This window comes from Xanthomonas graminis pv. graminis (genome assembly GCF_030168915.1).
GTDB classification, from domain to species: Bacteria; Pseudomonadota; Gammaproteobacteria; order Xanthomonadales; family Xanthomonadaceae; genus Xanthomonas_A; species Xanthomonas_A translucens.
This window is the reverse complement of sequence record NZ_CP076255.1, coordinates 2,868,507-2,893,097: the sequence shown is the minus strand read 5'-3', so window position 1 is coordinate 2,893,097 and position 24,591 is coordinate 2,868,507. Positions and strand designations below refer to the sequence as shown.

Sequence of the window (24,591 nt, the reverse complement as noted above, 5' to 3'; positions counted from 1 at the left end):
GCGACGAGGTGGCTCTCTCCTGTCCCCCAGTCTACCTAACGCTTATGCCTCTTTGGATCGGTATCGATGTGGCCAAGGACACCTTGGCCGTCCACGTGCTTCCCCTGGACCAGTTGCTGTCCTTTCCCAATACCGCCCAGGGCCACCAGCGCCTGTGCGACCACCTTGCCGGGCACTGCGTCGGCAACGCGCTGCTGGAGGCCACCGGCGGCTACGAACGGGCGGTGATGACGGCACTGGCCACGGCAGGGATCCCGGTGACCCGGATCAATCCGCGCCGGGCACGCGCTTTCGCCACGGCCTTGGGCACAACCGCCAAGACCGATCCGCTGGATGCGGCCTTGCTGGCGCGCATGGCTCACCTGGTGCAAGCGCCCGCGCCGGCTCCCGATCCCTTGCGTGAGCAACTGCGCATGCTGGTCCAGCGCCGCGAGCAACTGGTCCAGCAACGTGACGACGAGCGCCGTCGCTTGCATCAGGCGACCCTGGCCATGGTGCGCGCGTGCCTGATCGAGCAGATCGGCGACGTGCGCCGCCGTATCCAGCGGATGAACCAGGCGATCAAGCAGGTGCGGTGCCAGCTCGACGATGCGCTGGCGCACGCCCTGGGCACGGTCCCGGGCATCGGCGAGGTCACCACCGCCAGCCTGATGGCCTATCTGCCCGAACTGGGGACGCTGGATCGTCGCCAGATCGCGGCCCTGGTCGGCCTGGCTCCCTACAACGTGGACAGCGGGCAGCACTGCGGCAAACGCCGCATCCGCGGCGGGCGTGCCACGATCCGACGAGTGCTGTACATGGCCTGTTGGAGCGTTGTGCGCACTCAAGCCTCCTTCAAGGAGCGTTATCAACAGTTACGGGCACGCGGCAAGCCCGCCAAGGTCGCCATCACCGCATGCATGCGCGTGCTGCTTATCCGACTCAACGCCATGGCACGAGATCGCACACCATGGCGTGAGGTTATCGGATGAGAAGACAGTTGCTCCTACAAGGCGACGGGGACGTGCCTTGTGCACTGTAGGAGCGGCTTCAGCCGCGACAGGTGCTACGTGGAAGGCCCGTCGCGACTGAAGCCGCTCCCACAAAAAAGCACAGACCGTTACTTGCTCCGCTCCAGCACCAACAGCGGATCGATCCGCACATCGAACCAGTTCATCCCCCAATGCAGATGCGGCCCGGTCGCGCGGCCGGTGGCGCCGACCGCGCCGAGCACCTGGCCCTGGGCGATGCGGTCGCCGACCTTCACGTCGATCCGCGACAGGTGCAGGAAGTTGGAGCTGACTCCGTAGCCGTGGTCGAGCAGCACGGTGCCGCCGGTCAGGTACAGGTCCGGCGCGGCGAAGGTGATCACGCCGGCCGCCGGTGCCTTGACCGGGGTGCCGGTGGGCACGGCGATGTCCATGCCGGAGTGGCCGGCGCCGGGTTGCCCGTTGTACACGCGGGCATTGCCGAAGCGGCCGCTGATGCGGCCCTGCACCGGCCAGATGAAGGGCGCGGCGAAGTCGGTGCGGTCGTCGTCGCGGTCGCGCGCGGCGGTGACCTGCGCCTGTTCGCGCTTGATCCGCTCGGCGATCGCCGGCGGCGGGTTGACCGTTTTCGGCGGCACGCCGTTGACGCGTTCCAGCGGCCAGTCGCGCGGCGTCACCGCGATGTCGATGGTTTCGTTGGAACCGTCGGCGTGCTGCACCAGGATCCGCAGCGGGCCGCGTTCGTCGCGGCCGATGCCGAACACCACGCTGCCGTAGCCGCTGACCCGCAGCGTGCGCCCTGCGTATTGCACGCGGCTGCCGGGCGCCACCTTGCCGATCACCAGCGCGCCCTGCGAGGCGCTGGCCGGGAACACGCTGCGCGTGTCGGCGCTGGCGGCGGAGCCGGCCTGCGCCTGCAGCGACGGCATCGCCAGCGCCGACGCCAGCAGGCCCAGCGCCAGCGCGGCGCCCGGCACGCGTACGCGCCGCATCAGCGGTCGAACGCCAGGCGCTGCCCGTTCGGGCTGCCGACCAAGCGGGTGCCGTCCCAGGCCAGTGCGCCGTTGACCCAGGTCGCGGCGATCTTGGAGCGGAACGTGCGGCCCTCGAACGGCGACCAGCCGCACTTGGACAGGATGTCCTCGCGGCGCACGGTGAAGGCGGTATCGTCGATCAGCACCAGGTCGGCGTGGTAACCCTCGCGCAGGAAGCCGCGCTGCTGCACGTCGAACAGCAGCGCCGGTGCATGCGCGAACTTGTGTACCACCTGGGCCACGCTGAGCCGGCCTTCGTGCACCAGCTCCAGCGCCGCGACCAGCGCGTACTGCACCAGCGGCAGGCCCGACGGCGCCTGCGCATACGGCTTGCTCTTCTCTTCCCAGGTGTGCGGGGCGTGGTCGGTGGCGAGCACGTCGATCACGTCCTCGGCCAGCGCGCGGATCAGCGCCTCGCGGTCGCTGGCGTCCTTGATCGCCGGGTTGCACTTGATCAGGTTGCCCAGCGTCGCGTAGTCGGTGCGGTCGAAGCGCAGGAAGTGGATGCAGGTCTCGGCGGTGATGCGCTTGCCCTGGATCGGGCCGGGCGCGAACAGCGCCAGTTCGTCGGCGGTGGAGATGTGCAGCACGTGCAGGCGGGTGCCGTGCTTCTTCGCCAGCGATACCGCCAGCTGCGAGGATGTCAGGCAGGCCTCGCGCGAGCGGATGTCCGGATGCATCTCCGGGGTCAGCGCGTCGCCATACTTTTCCTTGAACGCGGCCAGGGTCGCGTCGATGGTCGGGGTGTCTTCGCAGTGGGTGATGATCGGGGTCGGCGCGTCGCGGAAGATGGCGTCCAGCGTCTGCGGGTTGTCCACCAGCATGTTGCCGGTGGAGGCGCCCATGAACACCTTGATCCCGGGCGCGGTCTTCGGGTCCAGGGTCTGGATCGCGGCCAGGTTGTCGTTGCTGGCGCCCAGGTAGAAGCCGTAGTTGCCCCAGGCGCGGCCGCCGGCGGCGTCGCACTTGGCCTGCAGCGCCGCCGCGTCCAGGGTCGGCGGGTTGGTGTTGGGCATGTCCATGAAGCTGGTCAGGCCGCCGGCCACCGCGGCCGCCGACTCGCTGGCGATGTCGCCCTTGTGGGTCAGGCCGGGTTCGCGGAAGTGCACCTGGTCGTCGATCATGCCGGGCAGCAGCCAGCGCCCGGCGGCATCGACCACGGTCTCGCCGTCGCGGGCGGACAGCTGCGGGGCGATCGCGGCGATGCGGCCGTCGGCGATGCGCAGATCGCCCTGGGTTTCGTGGCCTTCGTTGACCAGGCGGGCGTTGACGATGAGGGTGGAGGAGGACATTCAGTGTTTTCCTGGGCAGCGGCAGGCCGGCGGCGCCGCGGGATCGGGCACCGGGTCGAACCCGCCGGGATGGAAGGGATGGCAGCGGCCGACGCGGCGGGCGGCCATCCAGCCCCCGCGCAGCGCGCCGTAGCGGGCGATGGCGGTGACCGCGTAGGCCGAGCAACTGGGCACGAAACGGCAGCGCTGCCCCAGCAGGGGGCTGATGAAGCGCTGGTACAGGTGCAGCAAGGCAATGAGAGCACGGGCGATCACCCGGCCATGATATGCCACTTGCGCAACGGGCCGCCGTTCCCCGGCCTGCCGTTCATTAGCGTGTAGACGGCGTGGTTGCCGCTGGGGGTAGGGTAGGCTATAAAGGCCCGCTTTCCCGGGCCCCGGGGAAACCAAGGAAGAGCGATTCGTGGCTGCTAAAAAACCTGCAAAGAAGGCCGTCAAGGCCTCCACCAAGAAGCCCGTCCAGCCCGTTGCCAAGAAAGCGACGGCGTCCGCTGCTGCCAAGCCGCTGAAGAAACCGGCGGCCAAGCCGGCGCCGGCGAAGAAGGCGCCCGCCAAGGCCGTGGCGAAGAAGCCGGTGGCCAAGCCGGTCGCTGCGCCCGCCAAGAAAGCCGCGGCCAAGCCGGCCGCCAAGCCAGCGGCCACCGCCAAATCCAGCGCCTCGCCGGCCCCCAAGCCGGCCAAGCCCGCAGGCAAGCCGGTCGCGCCTGTCGCAAAGCCAAAGCAGGCCACCACCCCGGTCGCCCCGGCGGTTGCCACATCCGTACCGAAGCCGGCTACCAAGCCGGCGCCGGCCAAGTTTGTCCCGGCCAAGGCCGCCACGCCCGCCGCTGCACCGGTTTCCAAGCCGGTCGCCGCCAAGCCCGCCGTGCCTTCGGCCCCGTCACATAAGAATCCCGTGTCCGTTTCGAAATCCTCCGCGAAAACCCCCACCAAATCCGAATCCACCCCCAAGCCGCCGGTCGCCAAACCCACCGGCAAGGTCGCCGTCGCGGTGACCGCCAAGTCCAATACGCCGGCCAAGCCGGCCAAGTTCAAGGTGGTCGATTACAAGATCGACGAGGCCACCGGCCGTCCGATCCTGCCCAAGGGCTACAAGCCGGCGTCCGACGAGGAGTACATGAGCACGCTGCAGCAGGAGTACTTCCGCCAGCGCCTGCTCAACTGGCGCGCCGATCTGGTCGAGGAGTCCAAGCAGACCATCGAGAACCTGCGCGACGAAGTCCGCGACATCGGCGACGAAGCCGAGCGCGCCACCCGCGAGACCGAGAATTCGCTGGAACTGCGCACCCGCGACCGCTACCGCAAGCTGATCGGCAAGATCGACAGCACGCTCAAACGCCTGGATGCCGGCGACTACGGCTATTGCGTGGACACCGGCGAAGAGATCGGCCTGGAGCGCCTGGAGGCGCGCCTGACCGCCGAGCGCACCATCGATGCGCAGGAGCGCTGGGAACACCTGCAGAAGCAGCAGGGCGACTGATTCGCCAACCTCCGCGTCTGCGTTCGCCCAAGGCCCTGCTCGCGCGGGGCCTTGCGTTTTCTGGCCGGTCGCACCGATCGGGCCGGCACGCCTGCCTGCCGCCAAGCGTGCCATCCGCTGCCGCGGCGATGCGCGGGAGGCCAGCGACGCTGGCCTCCCGCGCATCGCGCGGTCGCTGCCCCTGCTGCGTCCGCGATGGCGCGTGCCTAGGTCCGGCGACGTCGCCGATCGCGTGTTGGCCGATCCGCGTGGCGCACGCCGGTTACCGCGCCGCGGGCGCGACGGCGACATTCAGCGGACGCCGTTGACCAGACCGCTTTTCGCGTCCTTGCGCAGCTTCAGGCCGGGCAGGCCGAAATTATCCAGGTCCGCCTTGCTGGCGGCGATGTTCAGCCCGACGATGGCCGAGGTGTCCGGATCCACGTCCACGCCCAGCGGCATGGCGGCGAACTGTACATAGTCGCGACTGTCGTTCCATTGCGGGCGGCCGCCGATCGCCTGGAGCAGGCGGTCGATGTGGGTGCCGGCCGGCTGGCCGAGCAGGGCGAAGGGCAAGGGGACGTTCGGATCGGCGAAGGCGATCAGGTTGGTGACCCGGTCGTTGCGCAAGCCCACGGCCAACGTGCTGTGGACCAGCGTGCCGGCCGCACGCGGATGCTGCGCCAGTTGCGCGTTGAGCTCGCGCGGGTACAGGTACACGACGCTGAGCATCTGTGGGTGTGCGGCATCGTTGCGGGTGACGTCCGGCTGGCCGAGCGCGGCCAGGACCTGTTGCTTGCGCATGCCCAGCGCGATCGGTCCGATCCGCGTGCACGCCGCGGGCAGGGTCGCCGCACTGGCGGAGGCGGCGAAGGCCTGGCGCAACGCGCGCGTGCAGGCGGCGGCGTCGCTGCCGGCGGCATGGGCCTGCGCGATGGCCATGCCGAAGGCGAGCAGGCCGAACAGCGAAAGGGACCTGGGTGTCATGGGAGATCTCCACAGCATGTCGTGGCGAATGAGGCCGGGATGCGCATCACGGCTTCACCGCTGGGTGACTGCGTTGCCGGTCGCAGACCGGCGCGACGTGGCAGCCGGCAATGGTGGCTGCGTGCCATGGATGGCCACGGCAATCGCGCGTTCCGCGGGGACGATCAGCGTGCCGAACGCTCACCTCCGGCGTTGCGCCGCCGCTCCCTCGCTGGAGCACACCAATTTCAACTGCAGCTGGCGGACAGTCCAATGCGACGGCGTGTCGATCGTCCCGGTCGCGTGGACATGGTAGGCGGGGCAGTCCGCATCCTCCTCGGGATTGTCCTTGATGTCGCAGCTGCCCTCGATCATGAACGTGTGGGTGCCTTTCGCTGCGCTGCGGGTGAATGTCAGATGCGGGCACGCCCCGAACGTCCTCGACAAGACGATGTCGTTCTTCAGGACATGGGCGAGCGCCTGTTCCGCTTCGTTTTCGGGAGCGGGTTGCATCGCCTGCAACGACCCTTGCACGGCGAAGGCGAGAAGCGACGCCATGAACATGCGCGGTAGCCAGAGGAACTTCATGGGGATCTCCGATAGGTGGTTGTCTCCCGGGCTGGAACGGCTCCGGTCCGGAAGACGGAAGTGAGGATCGAATGACGTGAAGACGCTGATATGGACCTGCGTCGTGTCGCTGCTTTCTCCGCTAGCGGACGTCCAGTCCGCGCTGGGGCTAGACCTGATGAAATTGCCGGCGGTGCCTTCTTCAACTTCGCACTGGAACACGTGGGCGGCGGCGAACGTGGGGTTGCGTCAAGACGCTGCCGCCGATTCTGGATTGACGGTTCCATGCGTGGCTTTCGCTAGCCTTTCCGCATAGAGGCGCTGCAGCTCGGCCGTGGTACGCAGGTCCGCTGCATGGCACCAGCGCGCGCGACCGCATGCGAGTCGCGCCGCGCGAGTGCCAGGAAAACCAAGTCCGCCGCAGTGCAAGCGAGCCGGCGCACACGACGCGGCAAGGTCGTAGACACATGCGCCGGATCCGCATGCGGCGAAGCTTGCGCAAGCCGGGAAGAGCGTGCCTGTGCGGCCGCATACGCCTGGCCGGTATCGGATTTAAATGCACCTGTCATGGCGCCACCCCACACTCAACGTGTGGCGCACGGCCACGTGGCCGCCGCTTTCCGATGCTTTCCAGTCGTCTTGTTTTTGCGCCGCAGCGCGCGGTTGCCTTGGCCGTGTATGGTCCTGCCGCGCGGCGCTGCGACGCTGTCGTCGCCGACAGCGCTACGCGCGGCGTGCCGGGCAGGTCGCCGCGTGCGCGGCGCTGTCCGCGGCGGGCAGCGGACGTGTGCACATGAGGCGTGGATCCGTTTCCGGCGCAGCGCGGCCGCGCGCGCTTGGCGCCCGTGTCTGGCGCTACGCGCGCTGGCCGCTGCTGTTCTTGCTGGTGCTGCTGGCGGTGCTGGCGCTGGGGCCGCGGGTCAGCCCGGCGCTGCCGCAGATCGCGTTGCCGGCGGTGCCGCAGGATCCGCTTGCGCTGCAAGCCTGGCTGGACGCGCGCGAACGGGCCACTGCCGGCCTGCGTGCGGACAACCAGGCGCGCATCGTCTGGGCCGATCCAGCGCATCCGGGACGGCGCGACTGCGCCATGGTCTATCTGCACGGCTTCACCGCCAGCCAGGGCGAGGGCGCGCCGACCCATCGGCGCCTGGCGCGCAGCTTCGGCTGCAATCTGTATCTGCCGCGCTTGCCGGGGCACGGGCTGGTCGCCGCCGACGCCTTGCGCGGCATCGATGCGCCGCGCCTGCTCGGCGGCGCCGCCGAGGCGTTGGCGGTGGCGCGGGTGCTGGGCCGGCGGGTGGTGGTGATCGGCAATTCGATGGGCGGCGCGCTGGCGCTGCAGACCGTGGCCGCACACCCGCAACAGGTGCAGGCCCTGGTGCTGTGGTCGCCGCTGGTGCGCGAGCACGGCGAGCAACTGCAGCCGATGCTGTGGCCGTGGGGCGCGCAGCTGCTGCTGTGGTCGCGCAACGGCGGCGATCCGGTCATGCGCTACCCGGTCGACAGCGGCTACTGGGCCGACGCCACTCATGTCGACGGCTACCGCGCGCTGGCCGCGCTGACCCGCGGCGGCATGCTGCCGGCGACCTATGCGCGGATCCACGTGCCGGTGTTCCTCGGTTACTACTATCGCGATGCGCAGCATCAGGACGCGACTGTGTCGGTGGCGGCGATGCAGGCGATGTTCGCGCAACTGGGCACGCCGCCGGCGCTGCGCCAGGCGGTGGATTTCGCCGATGCCGGCAACCACGTGCTGGCGTCGCCGATCCGCTCCAGGGCGGTGCCGGCGGTGTTCGCGGCGACCTGCCGGTTCCTGGCCGGCAAGGGCGGGCTGCGCCCGCCGGCGAACGTACCCGATTGCGCGGCGGCGTGGGACGCCGATGCGCGCGAGGACGCCGCCGCGCGCTGAGCGGTGCGGTCAGCGCACCGTCACTGCAGTTCGCGCAGATCCAGCTTGCGCAGCTTCGGCGCTTTCCAGGCAGTAACGCCGACCACGACCAAGGTCACGCATCCGCCCACCACCACCGCGGGCACTAGCGTGATCAGCCGCGCCATCACCCCATCGTAGAACGCGCCCAGCTCGTTCGACGAGCCGATGAAGATGCCGCTGATCGAGGACACGCGGCCGCGCATCGCATCCGGCGTGGCCAGCTGCAGGATGGTCGAACGCACGATCACCGACACCCCGTCGCACATGCCGTAGACCAGCAGGATCGCCGCCGACAGCCAGAAATGCCGCGACAGGCCGAAGGCGATGGTGCACAGGCCGAAGCCGGCCACCGCCAGCAGCAGGATGCGGCCGGCATTGCGCTGCAGCGGCCGCCGCGCCAGCCACAGTCCGACCAGCACCGAACCCAGTGCCGGCGCGCCGCGCAGGATGCCCAGGCCCTCGGGGCCGTAATGCAGGATGTCGTGGATGAAGGCCGGCAGCATCGACACCGCGCCGCCGAGCAGCACCGAGAACATGTCCAGCGCCATCGCCGCGAGCATGATCTGGTTGGACAACACGAACTGCGCGCCCTCGGCGATGCTGCGGAAGATCGGCGCACGCGGGCCTTCGTTGACCGGCTCGGTCACGCGCAGCAGCACCAGCGCCAGCATCGCCACGCAGGCCACCGCCATCGCCACGCCGTAGGACAGACCCTTGCCGCCCCAGCCGACCAGTACCCCGCCCAGCGCCGGCCCGATCACCATGCCGGCCTGGAACGCCACGCTGCCGACGCCCGCGCCGCGCGCATACGCCTCGCGCGGCAGCACGCGCGCGAACAGCCCGTTGTAGACCGGCGACAGGAACGCCCGCGCCGCGCCGGTCAGCGTGATCGCCGCGTAGATCGGCCACACGCCGTGCACCGGCAGCCAGCCATGGGTGAGCGCGGTCAGCACCGCCGCGGTCGAGATCACGCCCAGGCTGGCGAGCATGCCCAGCCGGCGCCGCGGCAGATGATCGACCAGGTAGCCGGCGAACGGCGCGATGCAGAAGAACGGAAGGATCTCGGCCAGCCCGATCAAGCCCAGCGAGAACGGATCGCGGGTGATCTCGTAGATGTGCCAGCCGACCGTGACCGCGACGATCTGGTAGGACAGCATCGTGCAGATGCGGTAGGCCAGCACCAGCGCGAAGCCGGGATGCGCCAGCAGCGTGCGCAGGCTCTGTGCGGGCGAGGGCAGCGGGGCGCTCATGCCTGCGCGCGCGCGCTGTCCTGGATGAAGCCCAGGATCGCGGCCAGGCCGTTGCTGCGGGTCGGCGACAGGTGCTTGCCCAGGCCGATCGCGGCGACGAAGTCCGGTGCGGTGGCCAGGATCTGCGCGGCGCTGCGCCCGGAGTAGACCCGCAGCGCCAGGTAGATCAGCCCGGAGACGATCGCCGAATCGCTGATCGCATGGAACACCAGCCGCTGCGCATCGCCCTCGGGCACGATCCAGACCATCGACTGGCAGCCATGCAGGCGGTGCTGCTCGGTCTTCCATTCCTCGGGGAACTCCGGCAGCTTGCGGCCCAGATCGATCAGGTACTGGTAACGCTCGGACCAATCGCCGAAGAAGCCGAATTCCTCGGCGATGGCGGCCTGGGCATCGGCGGGCGTGGGTTCCAGCGGGAAATCGGTATCGGTCATCGCAAATCCAGGATCAAGCGGTAAAGCCCGGCTCCCCTCGGGAGAGGGGAGGGAGGGTACAGGCGCACCCTCGCCCGCGGGGAGAAGCAAGGGCTCAGCTGCGCTTCCAGCGTACGCCTTGCGCCGTGTCTTCCAGCACCACGCCTTCGGCGGCCAACTGCTGGCGGATCGCGTCGGCGCGGGCGAACTCGCGCTGCTGCTTGGCGGCGCTGCGTTCGTCGATCAGCGCCTGGATGCGCGCGTCGTCGCCGTCGCCAACGCCGCGGTTGAACCAGGCTTCGGGCGTCTGCTGCAGCAGACCCAGCGCCAGGCCGGCGCCGAGCAGATCGGACTTGGCCTGCTGCAATTGCGCTTGCAACTGTGCGTCGCGCGCTGCGTCGGGGCCGCCGGCCGGCGCGAGCAGTTGCCGCGCCACCGTCGCGATCCGTGCCATTTCGGCCAGCGCCTGCGGGGTGTTGAGGTCGTCTTCCAGCGCGGCCTCGATCGCCTGCGGAATCGAGGCGCTGGCCTGGATCGCGTCCAACGCGCGCAAGGTGCCGTACAGCCGGTCCAGGGTGTTCTTGCACTGCTCGATCAGCGCATCGGACCAATCCAGCGGCTGCCGGTAGTGCGCGCTCAACAACGCATAGCGCAGCGCTTCCGGCGGATGCCGGGCGATCAGGTCGTGCACGGTCTCGATGTTGCCCAGCGACTTGCTCATCTTGGCGCCGCTGAAGTTGAGCATGCCGTTGTGCAACCAGAACCGGGCGAAGGTGGCGCCGCCGTGGGCGCACTCGCTCTGCGCGATCTCGTTCTCGTGATGCGGGAATTGCAGGTCCACACCGCCGGCATGGATGTCGATGGTCGGCCCCAGGTGCGCGGCGGCCATCGCCGAGCATTCGATGTGCCAGCCTGGGCGGCCGCGGCCCCACGGCGAATCCCAGCCCGGCAGGTCGCCGCTGGACGGTTTCCACAGCACGAAGTCGCCGGGATCGCGCTTGTACGGGGCCACCTCGACGCGGGCGCCGGCCAGCATCTCTTCCGGGTCGCGCCGCGACAGCTTGCCGTAGCCGGCGAAGCTGGCCACCGCGAACAGCACATGGCCCTCGGCGGCATAGGCGTGGCCGCTGCCGACCAGCCGCTCGATCATCGCCACGATCTGCGGGATGTGCGCGGTGGCCTCCGGTTCCAGGTCCGGCGGCGCCACGCCCAGCGCGGCCATGTCCTGGCGGTAGATGGCGGCGAAGCGGTCGGTGATGGTGGCGATCGGCACGCCCTGCGCCTGTGCGGCGGCGTTGATCTTGTCGTCCACGTCGGTGATGTTGCGCGCGTAGCGCAGCGCGCCGTAGCGGCGCCGCAGCAGCGCGGCCAGCACGTCGAACACCACCGGGCCGCGCGCGTTGCCGATGTGCGCGTAGTTGTAGACGGTGGGGCCGCACACGTACAGGGTGGGACCGGCGATCGGATCGAGCGGTTCGAAGGCGTCGACCCGGCGGGTCAGGTTGTTGTGCAGGCGCAGGCTCATCGGCATCGGGCGTGGGGAAGCTTTGCGATTCTACCGGCAGCGGCCCGGAGCGTCTCATCACTTACCCGTGCCGGCCGGGCGTGTGGCGCAGGACGCCCCAAGCCGGTGCATGCGGCTGCGGCGTGGGCTTGCGTTCAGCCCGACGCAAGCTGCGATGCCTACACTGATCGATCTGTCCTTCGAAGCCTGGTGCCGATGCGTCCGTACCTGTTGTTGCCGCTGGTCGGCCTGTTCGCATGCGCCGCGCCGGCCTGGGCGCAGGACAGCGAGGCGCGCAACCGCGTGGTGGTGATCGAGAACGTCAAGCTCGACTACGCGCAGGTGCTGAACGTGGAGCCGGTCTACCAGACCCTGCGTGCCACCCGCACCGAACAGCAATGCGATCCGGTGCAGGCGCCGCTCCCGGCCCCGGCCCCGGCCAAGCTGGAGGACGACAGCCGCCTGAACCGGCTGATGGATTCGGTCAAAGATATCTTCAGCCGCCGCCACGAAGAGGCGCCAGCGCCGGCCGCCGCCACGCCGGTGCCCGCGTCGAGCGGGCGCAACTGCCGCACCGTCGAGGTCGGCCGCGAGTTCCGGCGCCCGATCGCCTACGACGTGGACTATGTGTACAAGGGCACCAAGTACCGCTCGCGGTTGCCGGAGGATCCGGGCAACCGCTTGCGCATCCGCGTGTCGGTGGCGCCGTACGTACCCGACGCGGTCGTGGTGCCGCCGCGTTGAGCGCCGCGCGCGCTTGCGCCTGCGGCGTGCGCGTGCGAGGATGCGCGCCGATGAAAGCGAACCTGCCCCAGCACGATCTCAGCGCCGCACGCATGGCTTCGGGCATGACGTCGCGCGCGCGCCGACCGGAATCCCACATCCTGGCTGGGTAACCGGAGCGCTGTGCCGTTCGTTCTGAAAAACCCAGCCCGAGGCTGGGTTTTTTCGTTTTCATCCTGCGGAAAGGTTTCACCCGTAAAGAACTACCGAGCAACCCCTGCGCGTCCCGCGCACGCCACCGCCGCGGTGGCTCCACGCAGCAAAGGATGGACCGATGTCTCTGAAGCACTTCTTGAACACCCAGGACTGGAGCCGGGCCGAGCTGGACGCGCTGTTGACCCAGGCCGCGCTGTTCAAGCGCAACAAGCTGGGCAGCGAGCTGAAGGGAAAGTCGATCGCGCTGGTGTTCTTCAACCCGTCGATGCGCACCCGCACCAGCTTCGAGCTGGGCGCGTTCCAGCTGGGCGGGCATGCGGTGGTGCTGCAGCCTGGCAAGGACGCCTGGCCGATCGAGTTCGACCTGGGCACGGTGATGGACGGCGACACCGAGGAGCACATCGCCGAGGTGGCGCGGGTGCTGGGCCGCTACGTCGACCTGATCGGGGTGCGCGCGTTCCCGAAGTTCGTGGACTGGTCCAAGGACCGCGAGGACCTGGTGCTGCAGAGCTTCGCCCGGTACTCGCCGGTGCCGGTGATCAACATGGAGACCATCACCCACCCGTGCCAGGAGCTGGCGCACGCGCTGGCGCTGCAGGAGCATTTCGGCAGCCAGGACCTGCGCGGCAAGAAGTACGTGCTGACCTGGACCTACCACCCCAAGCCGCTGAACACCGCGGTGGCCAATTCGGCGCTGACCATCGCCACCCGCTTGGGGATGGACGTGACCCTGCTGTGCCCGACCCCGGATTATGTGCTGGACCAACGCTACATGGACTGGGCGGCGCAGAACGTGGCCGAGAGCGGCGGCTCGCTGCAGGTCAGCCACGACATCGACAGCGCCTATGCCGGTGCCGACGTGGTCTACGCCAAGAGCTGGGGCGCGCTGCCGTTCTTCGGCAACTGGGGCCCGGAGAAGCCGATCCGCGACCAGTACCAGCACTTCATCGTCGACGAGCGCAAGATGGCGCTGACCAACAACGGCGTGTTCTCGCACTGCCTGCCGCTGCGCCGCAACGTCAAGGCCACCGACGCGGTGATGGACTCGCCGAACTGCATCGCCATCGACGAGGCCGAGAACCGGCTGCATGTGCAGAAGGCGGTGATGGCGGCGTTGGTGCGGGACGCGGGACGCGGGACGCGGGACTCGTAAAGTCCAAGCCGGGCATCTTCGTATTTCTTTCTTATCCAGCATTCCCCCAGGAGTTCATCCATGTCGCAATCCACCGCTTCTCCGAGTCCCGAGTCCCGAGTCCCGAGTCCCGGCACCAAGGACATCGTCCTGGCCTTCTCCGGCGGCCTGGACACCAGCTTCTGCATTCCCTATCTGCAGGCCAAGGGCTATGCCGTGCACACGGTGTTCGCCGATACCGGCGGGGTGGACGAGGAGGAGCGCGACTTCATCGAAAAGCGCGCCGCCGAGTTGGGCGCGGCCAGCCACGTCACCGTCGATGGCGGCCCGGCGATCTGGAGCGGCTTCGTCAAGCCGTTCGTGTGGGCCGGCGAGGGCTATCAGGGCCAGTATCCGTTGCTGGTGTCCGACCGCTACCTGATCGTCGATGCCGCGCTCAAGCGCGCCGACGCGCTGGGTACCCGGATCATCGCGCACGGCTGCACCGGCATGGGCAACGACCAGGTGCGCTTCGACCTGGCGGTCAAGGCGCTGGGCGATTACGAGATCGTGGCGCCGATCCGCGAGATCCAGAAGGAGCACACCCAGACCCGTGCCTACGAACAGAAGTATCTGGAAGAACGCGGCTTCGGCGTGCGCGCCAAGCAGAAGGCCTACACGATCAACGAGAACCTGCTCGGCGTGACCATGTCCGGCGGCGAGATCGACCGCTGGGAAGCGCCGGGCGAGGGCACCCGCGGCTGGTGCGCGCCGCGCAGCGCGTGGCCGATCGAGCCGCTGACGGTGACCCTGAAGTTCGAGCACGGCGAAGCGGTGGCGGTGGACGGCAAGCCGCTGGAAGGCGCCAAGCTGCTGGCCAAGCTCAACAAGCTGTTCGCCCCGTACGGCGTGGGCCGCGGCATGTACACCGGCGACACCGTGATCGGGCTGAAGGGCCGCATCGTGTTCGAGGCGCCGGGCCTGATCGCGCTGCTGGCCGCGCACCGCGCGCTGGAAGACGCGGTGCTGACCAAGCAGCAGAACCGCTTCAAGCCGGACGTGGCGCGCAAGTGGGTGGAGCTGGTCTACGAAGGCTTCTACCACGATCCGCTGAAGACCGACCTGGAGGCGTTCCTGGATTCCTCGCAGGCCAAGGTCAACGGCGAAGTCACGCTGGAAACCCGCGGCGGTCGCGTCGATGCGGTGGCGGTGAAGTCGCCGCACCTGCTCAACGCCAAGGGCGCGACCTACGCGCAGTCGGCGGACTGGGGCGTGGCCGAGGCGGAAGGCTTCATCAAGCTGTTCGGGATGAGCTCGACGCTCTACGCCCAGGTCAACCGCGGTTGAGCTGGGCGTAGAGCCCGCGCATTCCACCTAACCCCCGCGCCGTTGGCGCGCCCCCTTCAACATGAAGGGGGCTCTGCTCCAGACGAGCGGATGCAGTGTTGAAGGATCCTCGATTCATGCTCGAACAGACGCTCGATCACCTGCACCAGCTGGTGTCCTTCGACACCCGCAATCCGCCGCGCGCGATCGGCACCGGCGGCATCTTCGACTATCTGCGTGCGCAGCTGCCCGGGTTCCAGGTCGAGGTGATCGATCACGGTGCCGGTGCGGTCAGCCTGTACGCGGTGCGCGGCACGCCCAAGTACCTGTTCAACGTGCATCTGGACACGGTGCCGGACTCGCCGCACTGGAGCGCCGATCCGCACCGCATGCGCCGCACCGAGGACGGGGTGATCGGCCTGGGCGTGTGCGACATCAAGGGCGCGGCCGCGGCGCTGGTCGCAGCGGCCAATGCCGGCGACGGCGATGCCGCGTTCCTGTTCTCCAGCGACGAGGAAGCCAACGATCCGCGCTGCATCGCCGCGTTCCTGCAACGCCGCATTCCCTACGAGGCGGTGTTGGTGGCCGAGCCGACGATGGGCGAGGCGGTGCTGGCGCATCGCGGCATCAGTTCGGTGCTGATGCGTTTCGCCGGCCGTGCCGGGCATGCGTCGGGCAAGCAGGATCCGTCGGCCAGCGCGCTGCACCAGGCGCTGCGCTGGGGCGGCAAGGCCCTGGACCACGTCGAGTCGCTGGCGCATGCGCGCTTCGGCGGCCTGACCGGCTTGCGCTTCAACATCGGCCGGGTCGAGGGCGGAATCAAGGCCAACATGATCGCGCCAGCGGCCGAGCTGCGTTTCGGCTTCCGGCCGCTGCCGTCGATGGACGTGGACGCGCTGCTGGCGAGCTTCGCCGGCTTCGCCGATCCGGCCGCCGCGCACTTCGAGGAGACCTTCCGCGGGCCGAGTCTGCCTTCCGGCGACATCGCGCACGCCGAGGACAAGCGCCTGGTCGCGCGCGACGTCGCCGATGCACTGCACCTGCCGATCGGCAACGCGGTGGACTTCTGGACCGAGGCCGCGCTGTTCTCGGCCGGCGGCTACACCGCGCTGGTCTACGGCCCGGGCGACATCGCCCAGGCGCACACCGCCGACGAGTTCGTGACGCTGCAGCAGTTGCAGCGCTACGCGAACTCGGTGGACCGCATCATCAACGGCGTGCGCTGAGCACGCGCCGCCGGGGCCACGGCCCTTCCATCCCGGATCACGGAACCGCCATCACCGCCATGCACGCCAACAAGCAAACCCGCCAGACCATCGTCCGCCTGCTCTCGAGCATGGCCAGCGCCAAGGAGATCAGCCAGTACCTCAAGCGCTTCTCGCAGCTGGACGCCAAGCGCTTCGCGGTGGTCAAGGTCGGCGGCGCGGTGCTGCGCGACGACCTGGAGGCGCTGACCTCCTCGCTGTCGTTCCTGCAGGAAGTCGGCTTGACCCCGATCGTGCTGCACGGCGCCGGCCCGCAGCTGGACGCGGAACTGTCGGCCGCCGGCATCGAGAAGCAGACCGTCAACGGCCTGCGGGTGACCTCGCCGGAAGCGCTGGCGATCGTGCGCAAGGTGTTCCAGGCGTCCAACCTCAAGCTGGTCGAAGCGCTGCAGCAGAACGGCGCGCGCGCCACTTCGATCACCGGCGGGGTGTTCGAGGCGCAGTACCTGGACCGCGACACCTACGGCCTGGTCGGCGAGGTCAAGGCGGTGAACCTGGCGCCGATCGAGGCCAGCCTGCAGGCCGGCTCGATCCCGGTGATCACCAGCCTGGGCGAAACCCCGAGCGGGCAGATCCTCAACATCAACGCCGATTTCGCCGCCAACGAACTGGTGCAGGAACTGCAGCCGTACAAGATCATCTTCCTCACCGGCACCGGCGGGCTGCTCGACGCGGACGGCAAGGTGATCGATTCGATCAACCTGTCCACCGAATACGCGCACCTCATGCAGCAGCCGTGGATCAACGGCGGCATGCGGGTCAAGATCGAGCAGATCAAGGATCTGCTGGACCGCCTGCCGCTGGAGTCGTCGGTGTCGATCACGCGCCCGGCCGACCTGGCCAAGGAACTGTTCACCCACAAGGGCTCGGGCACGCTGGTGCGGCGCGGCGAGAAGGTGCTGCGCGCCACGGCGTGGAGCGAGCTGGACACGCAGCGGCTGAAGTCGCTGATCGAATCCAGCTTCGGCCGCACCCTGGTGCCGGACTATTTCGACAAGACCCGGCTGCTGCGCGCCTACGTCAGCGAGAACTACCGGGCCGCAGTGATCCTGACCCACGAGGACGGCTACACCTACCTGGACAAGTTCGCGGTGCTCGACGACGCGCAGGGCGAAGGCCTGGGCCGCGCGGTGTGGAACGTGATGCGCGAGGAGACGCCGCAGCTGTTCTGGCGCTCGCGCCACAACAACCCGGTCAACATCTTCTACTACGCCGAATCCGACGGCTGCTTCAAGCAGGAGAAGTGGAAGGTGTTCTGGTACGGGCTGGAGAACTTCGAGCAGATCCAGCACTGCGTGGCGCATTGCGCCACCCGCACGCCGACCCTGCTGGGCTGAGCGCGATGCCCCTGGACCTGCTGCCTGCGCTGTGGCGCGCCGTGCCGACCCTGCAGGGCCGGCATGCGTCGCTGGAGCCGTTGCGGCATGCGCATGCCGAGGCCTTGCGCGCGGCGCTGCACGGCAGCGGCCTGGAGCGGCTGTGGTACACCAGCGTGCCGGCTGCGGACCAGGTCGATGGCTACGTGGCCGCGGCGCTGGACGCGCAGGCGCAGGGCCGGGTGCTGCCGTTCGTGGTGCGCGACGCGGCCGGCGCGGTCGTCGGCAGCACCCGCTGCTACGGGCTTGACCCCGAAGTGCCGACGCTGCTGATCGGCTACACCTGGTATGCGCCGCGGGTGCAGCGCAGCGGGGTCAATACCGAGGTCAAGCGCATGCTGCTGCAGTACGCGTTCGAGACCTTGCGCTGCCTCAGCGTCGGCTTCGAGACCAGCTGGTTCAACCACACCTCGCGCGCCGCCATCGCCCGCCTCGGCGCCAAGCAGGACGGCGTGCTGCGCAACCACAAACGCCACGCCGACGGCACCCCGCGCGACACCGTGGTGTTCTCCATCATCGACACGGAATGGGCCGGGGTGAAACGCCACCTGCAGTTCCGCCTGGACTCGCATACATGACTTCCAAGACCTACAGCGTCGGCATCGTCGGCGCGCGCGGCCATACCGGCGCCGAACTGATCAAGCTGGTCGCCGCGCATCCGCAACTGCAGCTGGCCTTCGTCTCCTCGCGCGAGCTGGCCGGCCAGCGCGTGGCCGAGCACAGCGCCGCCTACCAGGGCGAGCTGCGCTACGAGAACCTGGATGCCGACGCGGTCGCGGCCAAGCGCGCCGACGCGGTGGTGCTGGCGCTGCCCAACGGCAAGGCCGCGCCCTACGTGGCCGCGCTGGACGCGGCGGCGGCCGAGACCATCGTCGTCGATCTGTCGGCCGACTACCGCTTCGATCCCAGCTGGTACTACGGCCTGCCGGAACTGACCCGCGGCCGCTATGCCGGGCAGAAGCGGATCAGCAATCCCGGCTGCTACGCCACCGCGATGCAGCTGGCGATCGCGCCGCTGCGCGACCAGCTGGCCGGCCCGCCGCAGTGCTTCGGCGTGTCCGGCTATTCCGGCGCCGGCACCACGCCGTCGGACAAGAACAACCCCGAGCTGCTGCGCGACAACCTGATGCCGTACGCGCTGACCGACCACATGCACGAGCGCGAAGTGTCCATGCAGCTGGGCGTGCCGGTGGAATTCATGCCGCACGTGGCGCCGCATTTCCGCGGCATCAGCATGACCGTGAACCTGTGGTTGCAGCAACCGCTGACGCTGGACGCGATCCAGCGCCGTTACCGCGAGCGCTACGCCGGCGAGCCGCTGATCGACGTGCTCGACGAGGTTCCGTGGGTCAGCCGCATCGCCGGCAAGCACGGCGTGCAGATCGGCGGCTTCACCCTGGCCCCGGGCAACAAGCGCCTGGTGGTCGTAGCGACCCTGGACAACCTGCTCAAGGGCGCGGCGACGCAGGCGATGCAGAATCTGAATCTGGCGCTGGGACTGGACGAGTTGCTGTCGATTCCAGTGATGGGCCAGCCGCAATGACGCTATTGGGACGGGACTCGGGACTCGGGACTCGGGACTCGATAAAGGCAAAAGCATCTTCGTCTGGCCCGCGAACCGAACGACCGCAGCCAATCGCTTTCCGAGTCCCCAGTCCCGAGTCCCGAGTCCCGAAGGAACCCCAATGACCAATCTCCTCTGGCAAAAACCCGGCGTCGCCGTTGACGCCAAGATCCAGGCCTTCCTGGCCGGCGACGACGTGATCCTGGACCGCGAATTCTTCCTCCACGACATCGCCGCCAGCGGCGCGCATGCCGAAGGCCTGCAGCGCATCGGCATCCTGTCGGCCGACGAATTGGCCGGGCTGCAGCGCGAACTGGCGATCCTGGCCGAGGATTTCCGCAGCGGCGCGTTCGTGCTCGACGCGCGCTTCGAGGACGGCCATTCGGCGATCGAGGCGCGGCTCACCGAGCGCCTGGGCGATGCCGGCCGCAAGATCCACACCGGGCGCAGCCGCAACGACCAGATCCTGGTCGCCACCCGCCTGTGGCTGAAGGAACGGCTGGCGCAGCTGGCGCAGCTGAGCCGCGAGATCGCCAAGGTCGCGCTGGACCGCGCGCAGGCCGAGCAGGCGCTGCCGCTGCCGGGCTACACGCATATCCAGCGCGCCGTGGTGTCCTCGGCGGGGATGTGGTGGGCCGGCTGGGCCGAGGCCTTCATCGACGATGCGCTCCGCGCCCACGACACGCTGCGCCTGATCGACGCCAATCCGCTCGGCACCGCCGCCGGCTACGGCGTCAATCTGAAACTCGACCGCGAACACACCACTGCCGCGCTGGGCTTCGCGCGCATGCAGGTCAGCCCGATCTACGCGCAGCTGTCGCGCGGCAAGTTCGAGATGGCCGCGCTGGAAGCGCTGGGCAGCGCGACCCTGGACCTGCGCCGGCTGGCCTGGGACCTGTCGCTGTTCACCAGCGGCGAGTTCGGCTTCGTCGCCTTGCCGGCGCAGTACACCACCGGCAGCTCGATCATGCCCAACAAGCGCAACCCGGACGTGATCGAACTGATGCGCGCCACCCACGCCAGCGTGGCCGCGGCGCGCACCGAGATCGAGCAGTTGCTGTCGCTGCCGTCCGGCTATCACCGCGACCTGCAGAGCAGCAAGGGCGCGATCTTCCACGGCTTCGGCCGCGGCCTGGCCGCGCTGGAGCTGCTGCCGGCGCTGCTGGCCAACCTGGAGTGGCGCGAGGACAGGCTGCGCGCGGCGATCGACTCGGGCATGTATGCCACCGACGTCGCGGTCGAGGCGGCGCTGGCCGGGGTGCCGTTCCGCGAGGCCTACCAGGCCGCCGCCGCGTCGGCGGACAGCGCAGGGCAGGGGCGCACCCCGGAAGGCAGCCTGGCGGCGCGGGTCTCGCCCGGTGCCGCCGCCGATCTGCGTCTGGCGCAATTGCAATCGCGCTGGGACGCGCTGGCCGGCTGAGGCAGCAGGCTGCCACGCTGGGTTTACGGGTTTTCATCGGACGGAGGATGCATGAACCGATCGACCGCGCTGCCGCAGCTAGCCAAGCGCCTTGGCTGGGCCGTGCTGGCGGCGTTGCTGTTGCCGTTGCTGCTGGGGCTGTCCTTGCCGGCGCATGCGACAGCCGCAGATGGTGATGCGCTGAAGGTGGCGGTCTACCGGGGCAAGGCCGGTTGCCGCGGCTGTTCGGAAATGGTGGCGAAAGCGTTGCAGGGAAGCGGCCTGAAGCTCGAACTCGCCTATGTCGGCGAGCGCGAGCCGCTGAAGGTGAACGCGCGCACGTTGAGCGGATTCGACCTGTACATCCAGCCCGGCGGCGGGCAGGACATCCCTGCCGCCTATGCCGCCATCGGCGACGACGCGATCCGCGCGTTCGTGCGCAGCGGCAAGGGCTTCCTCGGCCTGTGCATGGGCGCGTATCTTGCCGACCGCGACTGGATCGGGCTGGTCGATGTGGCGCTGCAATCGGAGGTCGGGCGCCCGGGCTCGGGCATCGACGACGAAGGCGACCATACGATCGAGGTGCGCTGGGATGGGATGCTGGAACGCTTCTACTATCAGGACGGTCCGTATTTCACCGGCAAGGCCGCGTCGGGTTACGCGCCGATCGCCCACTACCGCAACGGCGACGTGGCCATGGCCCGCTACGGCTATGGCGCCGGCACGGTGCTGCTGACCGGTCCCCATCCCGAAGCCGACGCCAGCTGGATGGACGACGATGGCGGCGACGCTGCGGCGCAGGACAAGATGCGGCGCCTGCTGCGCTACTTCGCGGCGACACGCGTGGCGGTGGTGCGCTAGTGTCGGCAGCGGCCGCTGGCGGATGGTGCGGGAATGGCGCGCGGCCACGTTGGCCGGGTGGTGACCTGGTCGATCGAGGAGAAGCACGATGACGTTGTATCTGGTGATGGCGATACGCAAGCCGGACTTTCCGCTGTCGGTGGTCCAGCCGCACCGCGATTTTCTCGCCGCCTTGCGCGCGCGCGGGCTGCTGGAACTGGCCGGCGGTTTCGGCGACGGCAGCGGTGGCGCCTACCTGCTGAAGAACGTCGCCAGCCTGGAGCAGGCGCGGGCGATCGTCGCCGAGGATCCGCTGGCGATCGAGGACGCGTCCGCACTGAGCGTGCATGCATGGAACGCGCAATGAGCCGGGCGCGTCCGCGATGAGCGTGGTGACCGCTGCCGCATCGGCGTTCGTTGAGCAGGCGCTGCCGCCGTGGCGGCGCGCGGTGCTCAAGGTCGGCAGCAGCCTGCTCGCCGCCGACGGAGGTGGCGGGCTGTCGCCGCGTTACGCGCTGGGGCTGGCGCAGTTCGTCTCGGCCAACCTGGCGGCCGGGCGCGAACTGGTGATCGTGTCCTCCGGCGCGGTCGCCGCCGGCCGCGCGATCCTGCCGCGCGCCGCCGAGGCCGGCGCGGCGATCGCCGCGCGACAGGCGCTGGCCGCGCTTGGCCAGGCGCAGCTGATCGCGCTGTGGCAGCGTTTCTTCGAGCGCCCGGTGGCGCAGGTGCTGCTGACCCACGACGACCTGCGCAACCGCCGCCGCTACCTCAACGCGCGCGCTACCCTGGGCGAGCTGTTGCGGCTGGGCGCGCTGCCGGTGGTCAACGAGAACGACACCGTGTCGGTGGACGAACTCAAGCTCGGCGACAACGACAATCTCGCCGCGATCGTCGCCGCGCTGGTCGATGCCGACGCGCTGTTCATCGCCACCGACATCGACGGCCTGTACACCGCCGATCCGCGCAGCGACCTGCGCGCGCAGCCGCTGGACGACGTCCCCGAGCTGACCGCGGCGGTGCTGGCGATGGCCGGCGGCAGCGGCAGCAGCGTCGGCACCGGCGGCATGCGCACCAAGCTGGAGGCGGCGGCCAAGGCCGGCGCCGCCGGCATCGAGACCTATCTGTTCAACGGCCGCAGCGCCGAGGTGGTGCGCGGCCTGGCCCAGGACCGCCTGCGCGGCACCCGCATCCATCCGGCGCGCACCCGCCTCGCCGCGCGCAAGTACTGGCTGCGCCAGGTACCGGTGGAACCTGGCGCGATCCTGGTCGATGCCGGCGCCGCCGCCGCGCTGGCCGACAAGGGCGCCTCGCTGCTGCCCGGGGGCGTGGCCGGCGCCGAAGGCGACTTCCGCCGCGGCGACATGGTCCAGGTGCGCCTGCGCGACGGCGCCGGCGACCGCTGCCTGGCGCGTGGCGTCAGCCAGTACTCCGCCGCCGACGTGCGCCGCATCGCCCGCCGCCACTCGCGCGACATCGAAGCGATCCTGGGGTATAGCTATGGAGAGAATGTGATTCACCGCGACGATCTGGTGGTTGTTCGGGACTCGGGACTCGGGACTCGGGACTCGGTGTGAGCGTGGCCGGTCGGCGCATGCGCAGGCCGACACGCCACTGCATCGCGCACCTTCGGCAAATGCGAGAACGCGTCTAACGTTTTTCGCTTCGACGGCTTGACAGTCCTTACCGCCCACGCAGACTTTCCCGAGTCCCGAGTCCCGAGTCCCGAGTCCCGAGTCCCGAACCAACTGGAACCATCAATGAGCACGATCCGAACCCAAGCCCTGCAATGCCGCGATGCCGCGCAGGCGCTGGCGCAATTGTCTTCCGCGGCCAAGCAGGCCTTGCTGGAGGCGATGGCGGCGGCGCTGGAGGCGGATGCGGAGACGATTCTCGCCGCCAATGCGCGCGATCTGGAGGCGGCGCGGGCCAAGAACGTCGGCAGCGCCATGCTCGACCGGCTGGCGCTGGACGGCAAGCGTCTGGCCGGCGTTGCCGCGGCGCTGCGCGAAGTGGCGGCGCTGCCCGATCCGGTCGGCCAGGTCACCCGCGACGACGTGCGCCCGAACGGCATCCGCGTACAGAAGGTGCGGGTGCCGCTGGGCGTGATCGCGATGATCTACGAGGCGCGTCCGAACGTCACCGCCGATGCCGCGGCGCTGTGTATCAAGGCCGGCAACGGGGTGATCCTGCGTGGCGGCTCCGAAGCGATCCATTCCAACACCGCGATCGCCGCCGCGCTGCGGCGCGCGTTGCGCGAGGCCGGGATCGGCGAGGACGCCTTGACCCTGGTGGAAGACCTGCGCCGCGAGACCATGCTGGAACTGCTGCAGCTCAACGACATCGTCGACCTGGCGATCCCGCGCGGCGGCGAGGGCCTGATCCGCTTCGTCGCCGAGCACGCGCGGGTTCCGGTGATCAAGCACTACAAGGGCGTCTGCCACATGTTCGTGGACGCCTCGGCGGACCTGGCGCTGGCGGTGAAGCTGCTGGTGGACGGCAAGACCACGCGCCCGGCCGCGTGCAACGCGCTGGAGACGCTGCTGGTGCACGCCGATATCGCCGCGCGCTTCCTGCCGCTGGCGGCGCAGGCGCTGCAGCAGCGCGGCGTGGCCCTGCGCGGCGACGACGCCAGCCGCAAGCTGCTGCCGGACATCGACGCGGCCAGCGATGCCGATTACGCGGCCGAATACCTCGACCTGATCCTGGCGATCCGGGTGGTGCCGGACCTGGACGCGGCGATCGCGCACATCCGCCACTACGGTTCGGACCACACCGAAGTCATCGCCACCGCCGACGCGGCCAACGCCGAGGCGTTCGTGCAGGCCATGCGCGCGGCGGTGGTGATGGTCAACGCCTCCTCGCGCTTCTCCGACGGCGGCGAACTCGGCCTGGGCGCGGAGATCGGCATCTCCACCACGCGCCTGCACGCCTACGGCCCGATGGGCCTGGAAGCGCTGACCGTGGAGCGCTTCGTGGTGCGCGGCGCGGGGCAGGTGCGGCATTGACGCATGCGTTGCAGACGGGGAATGCGCGTTGTTGTAGGAGCGGCTTCAGCCGCGACGAGCGAAGTGGTGAATTGCCCGAACGGGCCTGCAGTCGGGACTGAAGTCCCTCCCGCAAAAGACCTCGTAGCGCGATTGCGCTGCGGAAGCCCTTGTGGGAGCGACTTCAGTCGCGACGAGCGCAGCGGTGGTCCTTCCGGCTTCGGACGTTGTCGCGTCTGAAGCCGCTCCTACAGTGCACCCACCCGGCTATCCGCAGGCCGTTGTAGGAGCGGCTTCAGCCGCGACGAGCGAAGTGGTGAATTGCCCGAACGGGCATGCAGCTGGGACTGAAGTCCCTCCCGCAAAAGACCTCGTAGCGCGATTGCGCTGCGGAAGCTCTTGTG

General features: G+C 69.3%; 23 protein-coding genes. 15 read left to right on the top strand and 8 right to left on the bottom strand.

The window, feature by feature from the left end; genetic code table 11:
- Positions 1 to 44: 44 nt before the first annotated feature.
- Positions 45 to 971: an IS110 family RNA-guided transposase gene (locus tag KHF85_RS12550; protein ID WP_284566813.1), complete on the top strand. Its 927-nt coding sequence runs from the start codon at positions 45 to 47 to the stop codon at positions 969 to 971.
- A 128-nt stretch (positions 972 to 1,099) separates the two neighbouring features.
- Here KHF85_RS12550 and KHF85_RS12545 read toward each other — a convergent pair whose 3' ends face one another.
- Genes KHF85_RS12545 through yidD form a run of 3 tightly spaced genes read right to left on the bottom strand, consistent with a single transcriptional unit; the run spans position 1,100 to position 3,567 of the window.
- Positions 1,100 to 1,960: a M23 family metallopeptidase gene (locus tag KHF85_RS12545; RefSeq protein WP_284566916.1), complete on the bottom strand. Its 861-nt coding sequence runs from the start codon at positions 1,958 to 1,960 to the stop codon at positions 1,100 to 1,102.
- Positions 1,960 to 3,294, bottom strand: a complete 1,335-nt coding sequence (locus KHF85_RS12540; protein ID WP_284566915.1) for a dihydroorotase — start codon at positions 3,292 to 3,294, stop codon at positions 1,960 to 1,962. The genes KHF85_RS12545 and KHF85_RS12540 overlap by 1 nt, the downstream gene beginning before the upstream one ends.
- Positions 3,295 to 3,567 carry a membrane protein insertion efficiency factor YidD gene (gene yidD, locus KHF85_RS12535; protein WP_074375764.1) on the bottom strand — a complete coding sequence of 91 codons (273 nt, stop codon included), beginning with the start codon at positions 3,565 to 3,567 and terminating at the stop codon, positions 3,295 to 3,297.
- Positions 3,568 to 3,697: 130 nt separating this feature from the next.
- Here yidD and dksA point away from each other — a divergent pair, with 130 nt between their 5' ends.
- Positions 3,698 to 4,774, top strand: coding sequence for an RNA polymerase-binding protein DksA (dksA, locus tag KHF85_RS12530; RefSeq protein ID WP_284566914.1), 1,077 nt, complete (start codon positions 3,698 to 3,700; stop codon positions 4,772 to 4,774).
- Between the two features lie 291 nt (positions 4,775 to 5,065).
- Here dksA and KHF85_RS12525 read toward each other — a convergent pair whose 3' ends face one another.
- The gene (locus KHF85_RS12525; RefSeq protein WP_284566913.1) at positions 5,066 to 5,740 is read right to left on the bottom strand and encodes a secreted signal peptide protein; all 675 of its coding nucleotides are present in this window, start codon (positions 5,738 to 5,740) and stop codon (positions 5,066 to 5,068) included.
- A gap of 180 nt (positions 5,741 to 5,920) precedes the next feature.
- Positions 5,921 to 6,307 carry a hypothetical protein gene (locus KHF85_RS12520; protein ID WP_284566912.1) on the bottom strand — a complete coding sequence of 129 codons (387 nt, stop codon included), beginning with the start codon at positions 6,305 to 6,307 and terminating at the stop codon, positions 5,921 to 5,923.
- A 772-nt stretch (positions 6,308 to 7,079) separates the two neighbouring features.
- On the opposite strand from KHF85_RS12520, the gene KHF85_RS12515 reads away from it, so the two are divergent.
- Positions 7,080 to 8,195 (top strand): alpha/beta hydrolase, encoded by a 1,116-nt coding sequence (locus KHF85_RS12515; RefSeq protein WP_284566911.1) that lies wholly within the window; start codon positions 7,080 to 7,082, stop codon positions 8,193 to 8,195.
- Positions 8,196 to 8,215: 20 nt separating this feature from the next.
- On the opposite strand, the gene KHF85_RS12510 is transcribed toward KHF85_RS12515, so the two are convergent.
- The 3 genes from KHF85_RS12510 to cysS all read right to left on the bottom strand — a co-directional run bounded on the left by KHF85_RS12510 (position 8,216) and on the right by cysS (position 11,404).
- Positions 8,216 to 9,466 (bottom strand): MFS transporter, encoded by a 1,251-nt coding sequence (locus KHF85_RS12510; protein WP_284566910.1) that lies wholly within the window; start codon positions 9,464 to 9,466, stop codon positions 8,216 to 8,218.
- Positions 9,463 to 9,900, bottom strand: coding sequence for a SufE family protein (locus KHF85_RS12505; protein WP_064539413.1), 438 nt, complete (start codon positions 9,898 to 9,900; stop codon positions 9,463 to 9,465). The genes KHF85_RS12510 and KHF85_RS12505 overlap by 4 nt, the downstream gene beginning before the upstream one ends.
- A 94-nt stretch (positions 9,901 to 9,994) precedes the next feature.
- Positions 9,995 to 11,404 carry a cysteine--tRNA ligase gene (gene cysS / locus KHF85_RS12500; RefSeq protein ID WP_284566909.1) on the bottom strand — a complete coding sequence of 470 codons (1,410 nt, stop codon included), beginning with the start codon at positions 11,402 to 11,404 and terminating at the stop codon, positions 9,995 to 9,997.
- Between the two features lie 195 nt (positions 11,405 to 11,599).
- Between cysS and KHF85_RS12495 the strand changes: the two genes are divergently transcribed.
- The 12 genes from KHF85_RS12495 (at position 11,600) to KHF85_RS12440 (ending at position 24,208) form a co-directional block, all read left to right on the top strand.
- Positions 11,600 to 12,127: a hypothetical protein gene (locus tag KHF85_RS12495; protein WP_284566908.1), complete on the top strand. Its 528-nt coding sequence runs from the start codon at positions 11,600 to 11,602 to the stop codon at positions 12,125 to 12,127.
- Between the two features lie 313 nt (positions 12,128 to 12,440).
- Positions 12,441 to 13,475: an N-acetylornithine carbamoyltransferase gene (locus tag KHF85_RS12490; protein ID WP_284566907.1), complete on the top strand. Its 1,035-nt coding sequence runs from the start codon at positions 12,441 to 12,443 to the stop codon at positions 13,473 to 13,475.
- 60 nt (positions 13,476 to 13,535) lie between these two features.
- Positions 13,536 to 14,780, top strand: coding sequence for an argininosuccinate synthase (locus tag KHF85_RS12485; RefSeq protein ID WP_284566906.1), 1,245 nt, complete (start codon positions 13,536 to 13,538; stop codon positions 14,778 to 14,780).
- A gap of 116 nt (positions 14,781 to 14,896) precedes the next feature.
- Positions 14,897 to 15,985, top strand: coding sequence for an acetylornithine deacetylase (locus KHF85_RS12480; RefSeq protein WP_284566905.1), 1,089 nt, complete (start codon positions 14,897 to 14,899; stop codon positions 15,983 to 15,985).
- Positions 15,986 to 16,044: 59 nt separating this feature from the next.
- Complete coding sequence (locus tag KHF85_RS12475; protein WP_284566904.1) at positions 16,045 to 17,361, top strand: acetylglutamate kinase; 1,317 nt, start codon at positions 16,045 to 16,047, stop codon at positions 17,359 to 17,361.
- 5 nt (positions 17,362 to 17,366) lie between these two features.
- The gene (locus KHF85_RS12470; RefSeq protein WP_284566903.1) at positions 17,367 to 17,978 is read left to right on the top strand and encodes a GNAT family N-acetyltransferase; all 612 of its coding nucleotides are present in this window, start codon (positions 17,367 to 17,369) and stop codon (positions 17,976 to 17,978) included.
- Positions 17,975 to 18,943, top strand: coding sequence for an N-acetyl-gamma-glutamyl-phosphate reductase (argC, locus tag KHF85_RS12465; RefSeq protein WP_284566902.1), 969 nt, complete (start codon positions 17,975 to 17,977; stop codon positions 18,941 to 18,943). The genes KHF85_RS12470 and argC overlap by 4 nt, the downstream gene beginning before the upstream one ends.
- A 142-nt stretch (positions 18,944 to 19,085) precedes the next feature.
- Positions 19,086 to 20,384: an argininosuccinate lyase gene (gene argH / locus KHF85_RS12460; protein WP_039006632.1), complete on the top strand. Its 1,299-nt coding sequence runs from the start codon at positions 19,086 to 19,088 to the stop codon at positions 20,382 to 20,384.
- A gap of 51 nt (positions 20,385 to 20,435) precedes the next feature.
- On the top strand, positions 20,436 to 21,224 hold the full coding sequence (locus tag KHF85_RS12455; protein WP_284566901.1) for a hypothetical protein: 789 nt from the start codon (positions 20,436 to 20,438) through the stop codon (positions 21,222 to 21,224).
- A gap of 88 nt (positions 21,225 to 21,312) precedes the next feature.
- Positions 21,313 to 21,570, top strand: coding sequence for a YciI family protein (locus KHF85_RS12450; RefSeq protein WP_284566900.1), 258 nt, complete (start codon positions 21,313 to 21,315; stop codon positions 21,568 to 21,570).
- Positions 21,571 to 21,586: 16 nt separating this feature from the next.
- A complete protein-coding gene (proB, locus tag KHF85_RS12445; RefSeq protein WP_284566899.1) occupies positions 21,587 to 22,777 on the top strand; it encodes a glutamate 5-kinase in 1,191 nt (396 codons plus the stop codon).
- Between the two features lie 183 nt (positions 22,778 to 22,960).
- The gene (locus tag KHF85_RS12440) at positions 22,961 to 24,208 is read left to right on the top strand and encodes a glutamate-5-semialdehyde dehydrogenase (protein ID WP_284566898.1); all 1,248 of its coding nucleotides are present in this window, start codon (positions 22,961 to 22,963) and stop codon (positions 24,206 to 24,208) included.
- Positions 24,209 to 24,591 lie beyond the last annotated feature (383 nt).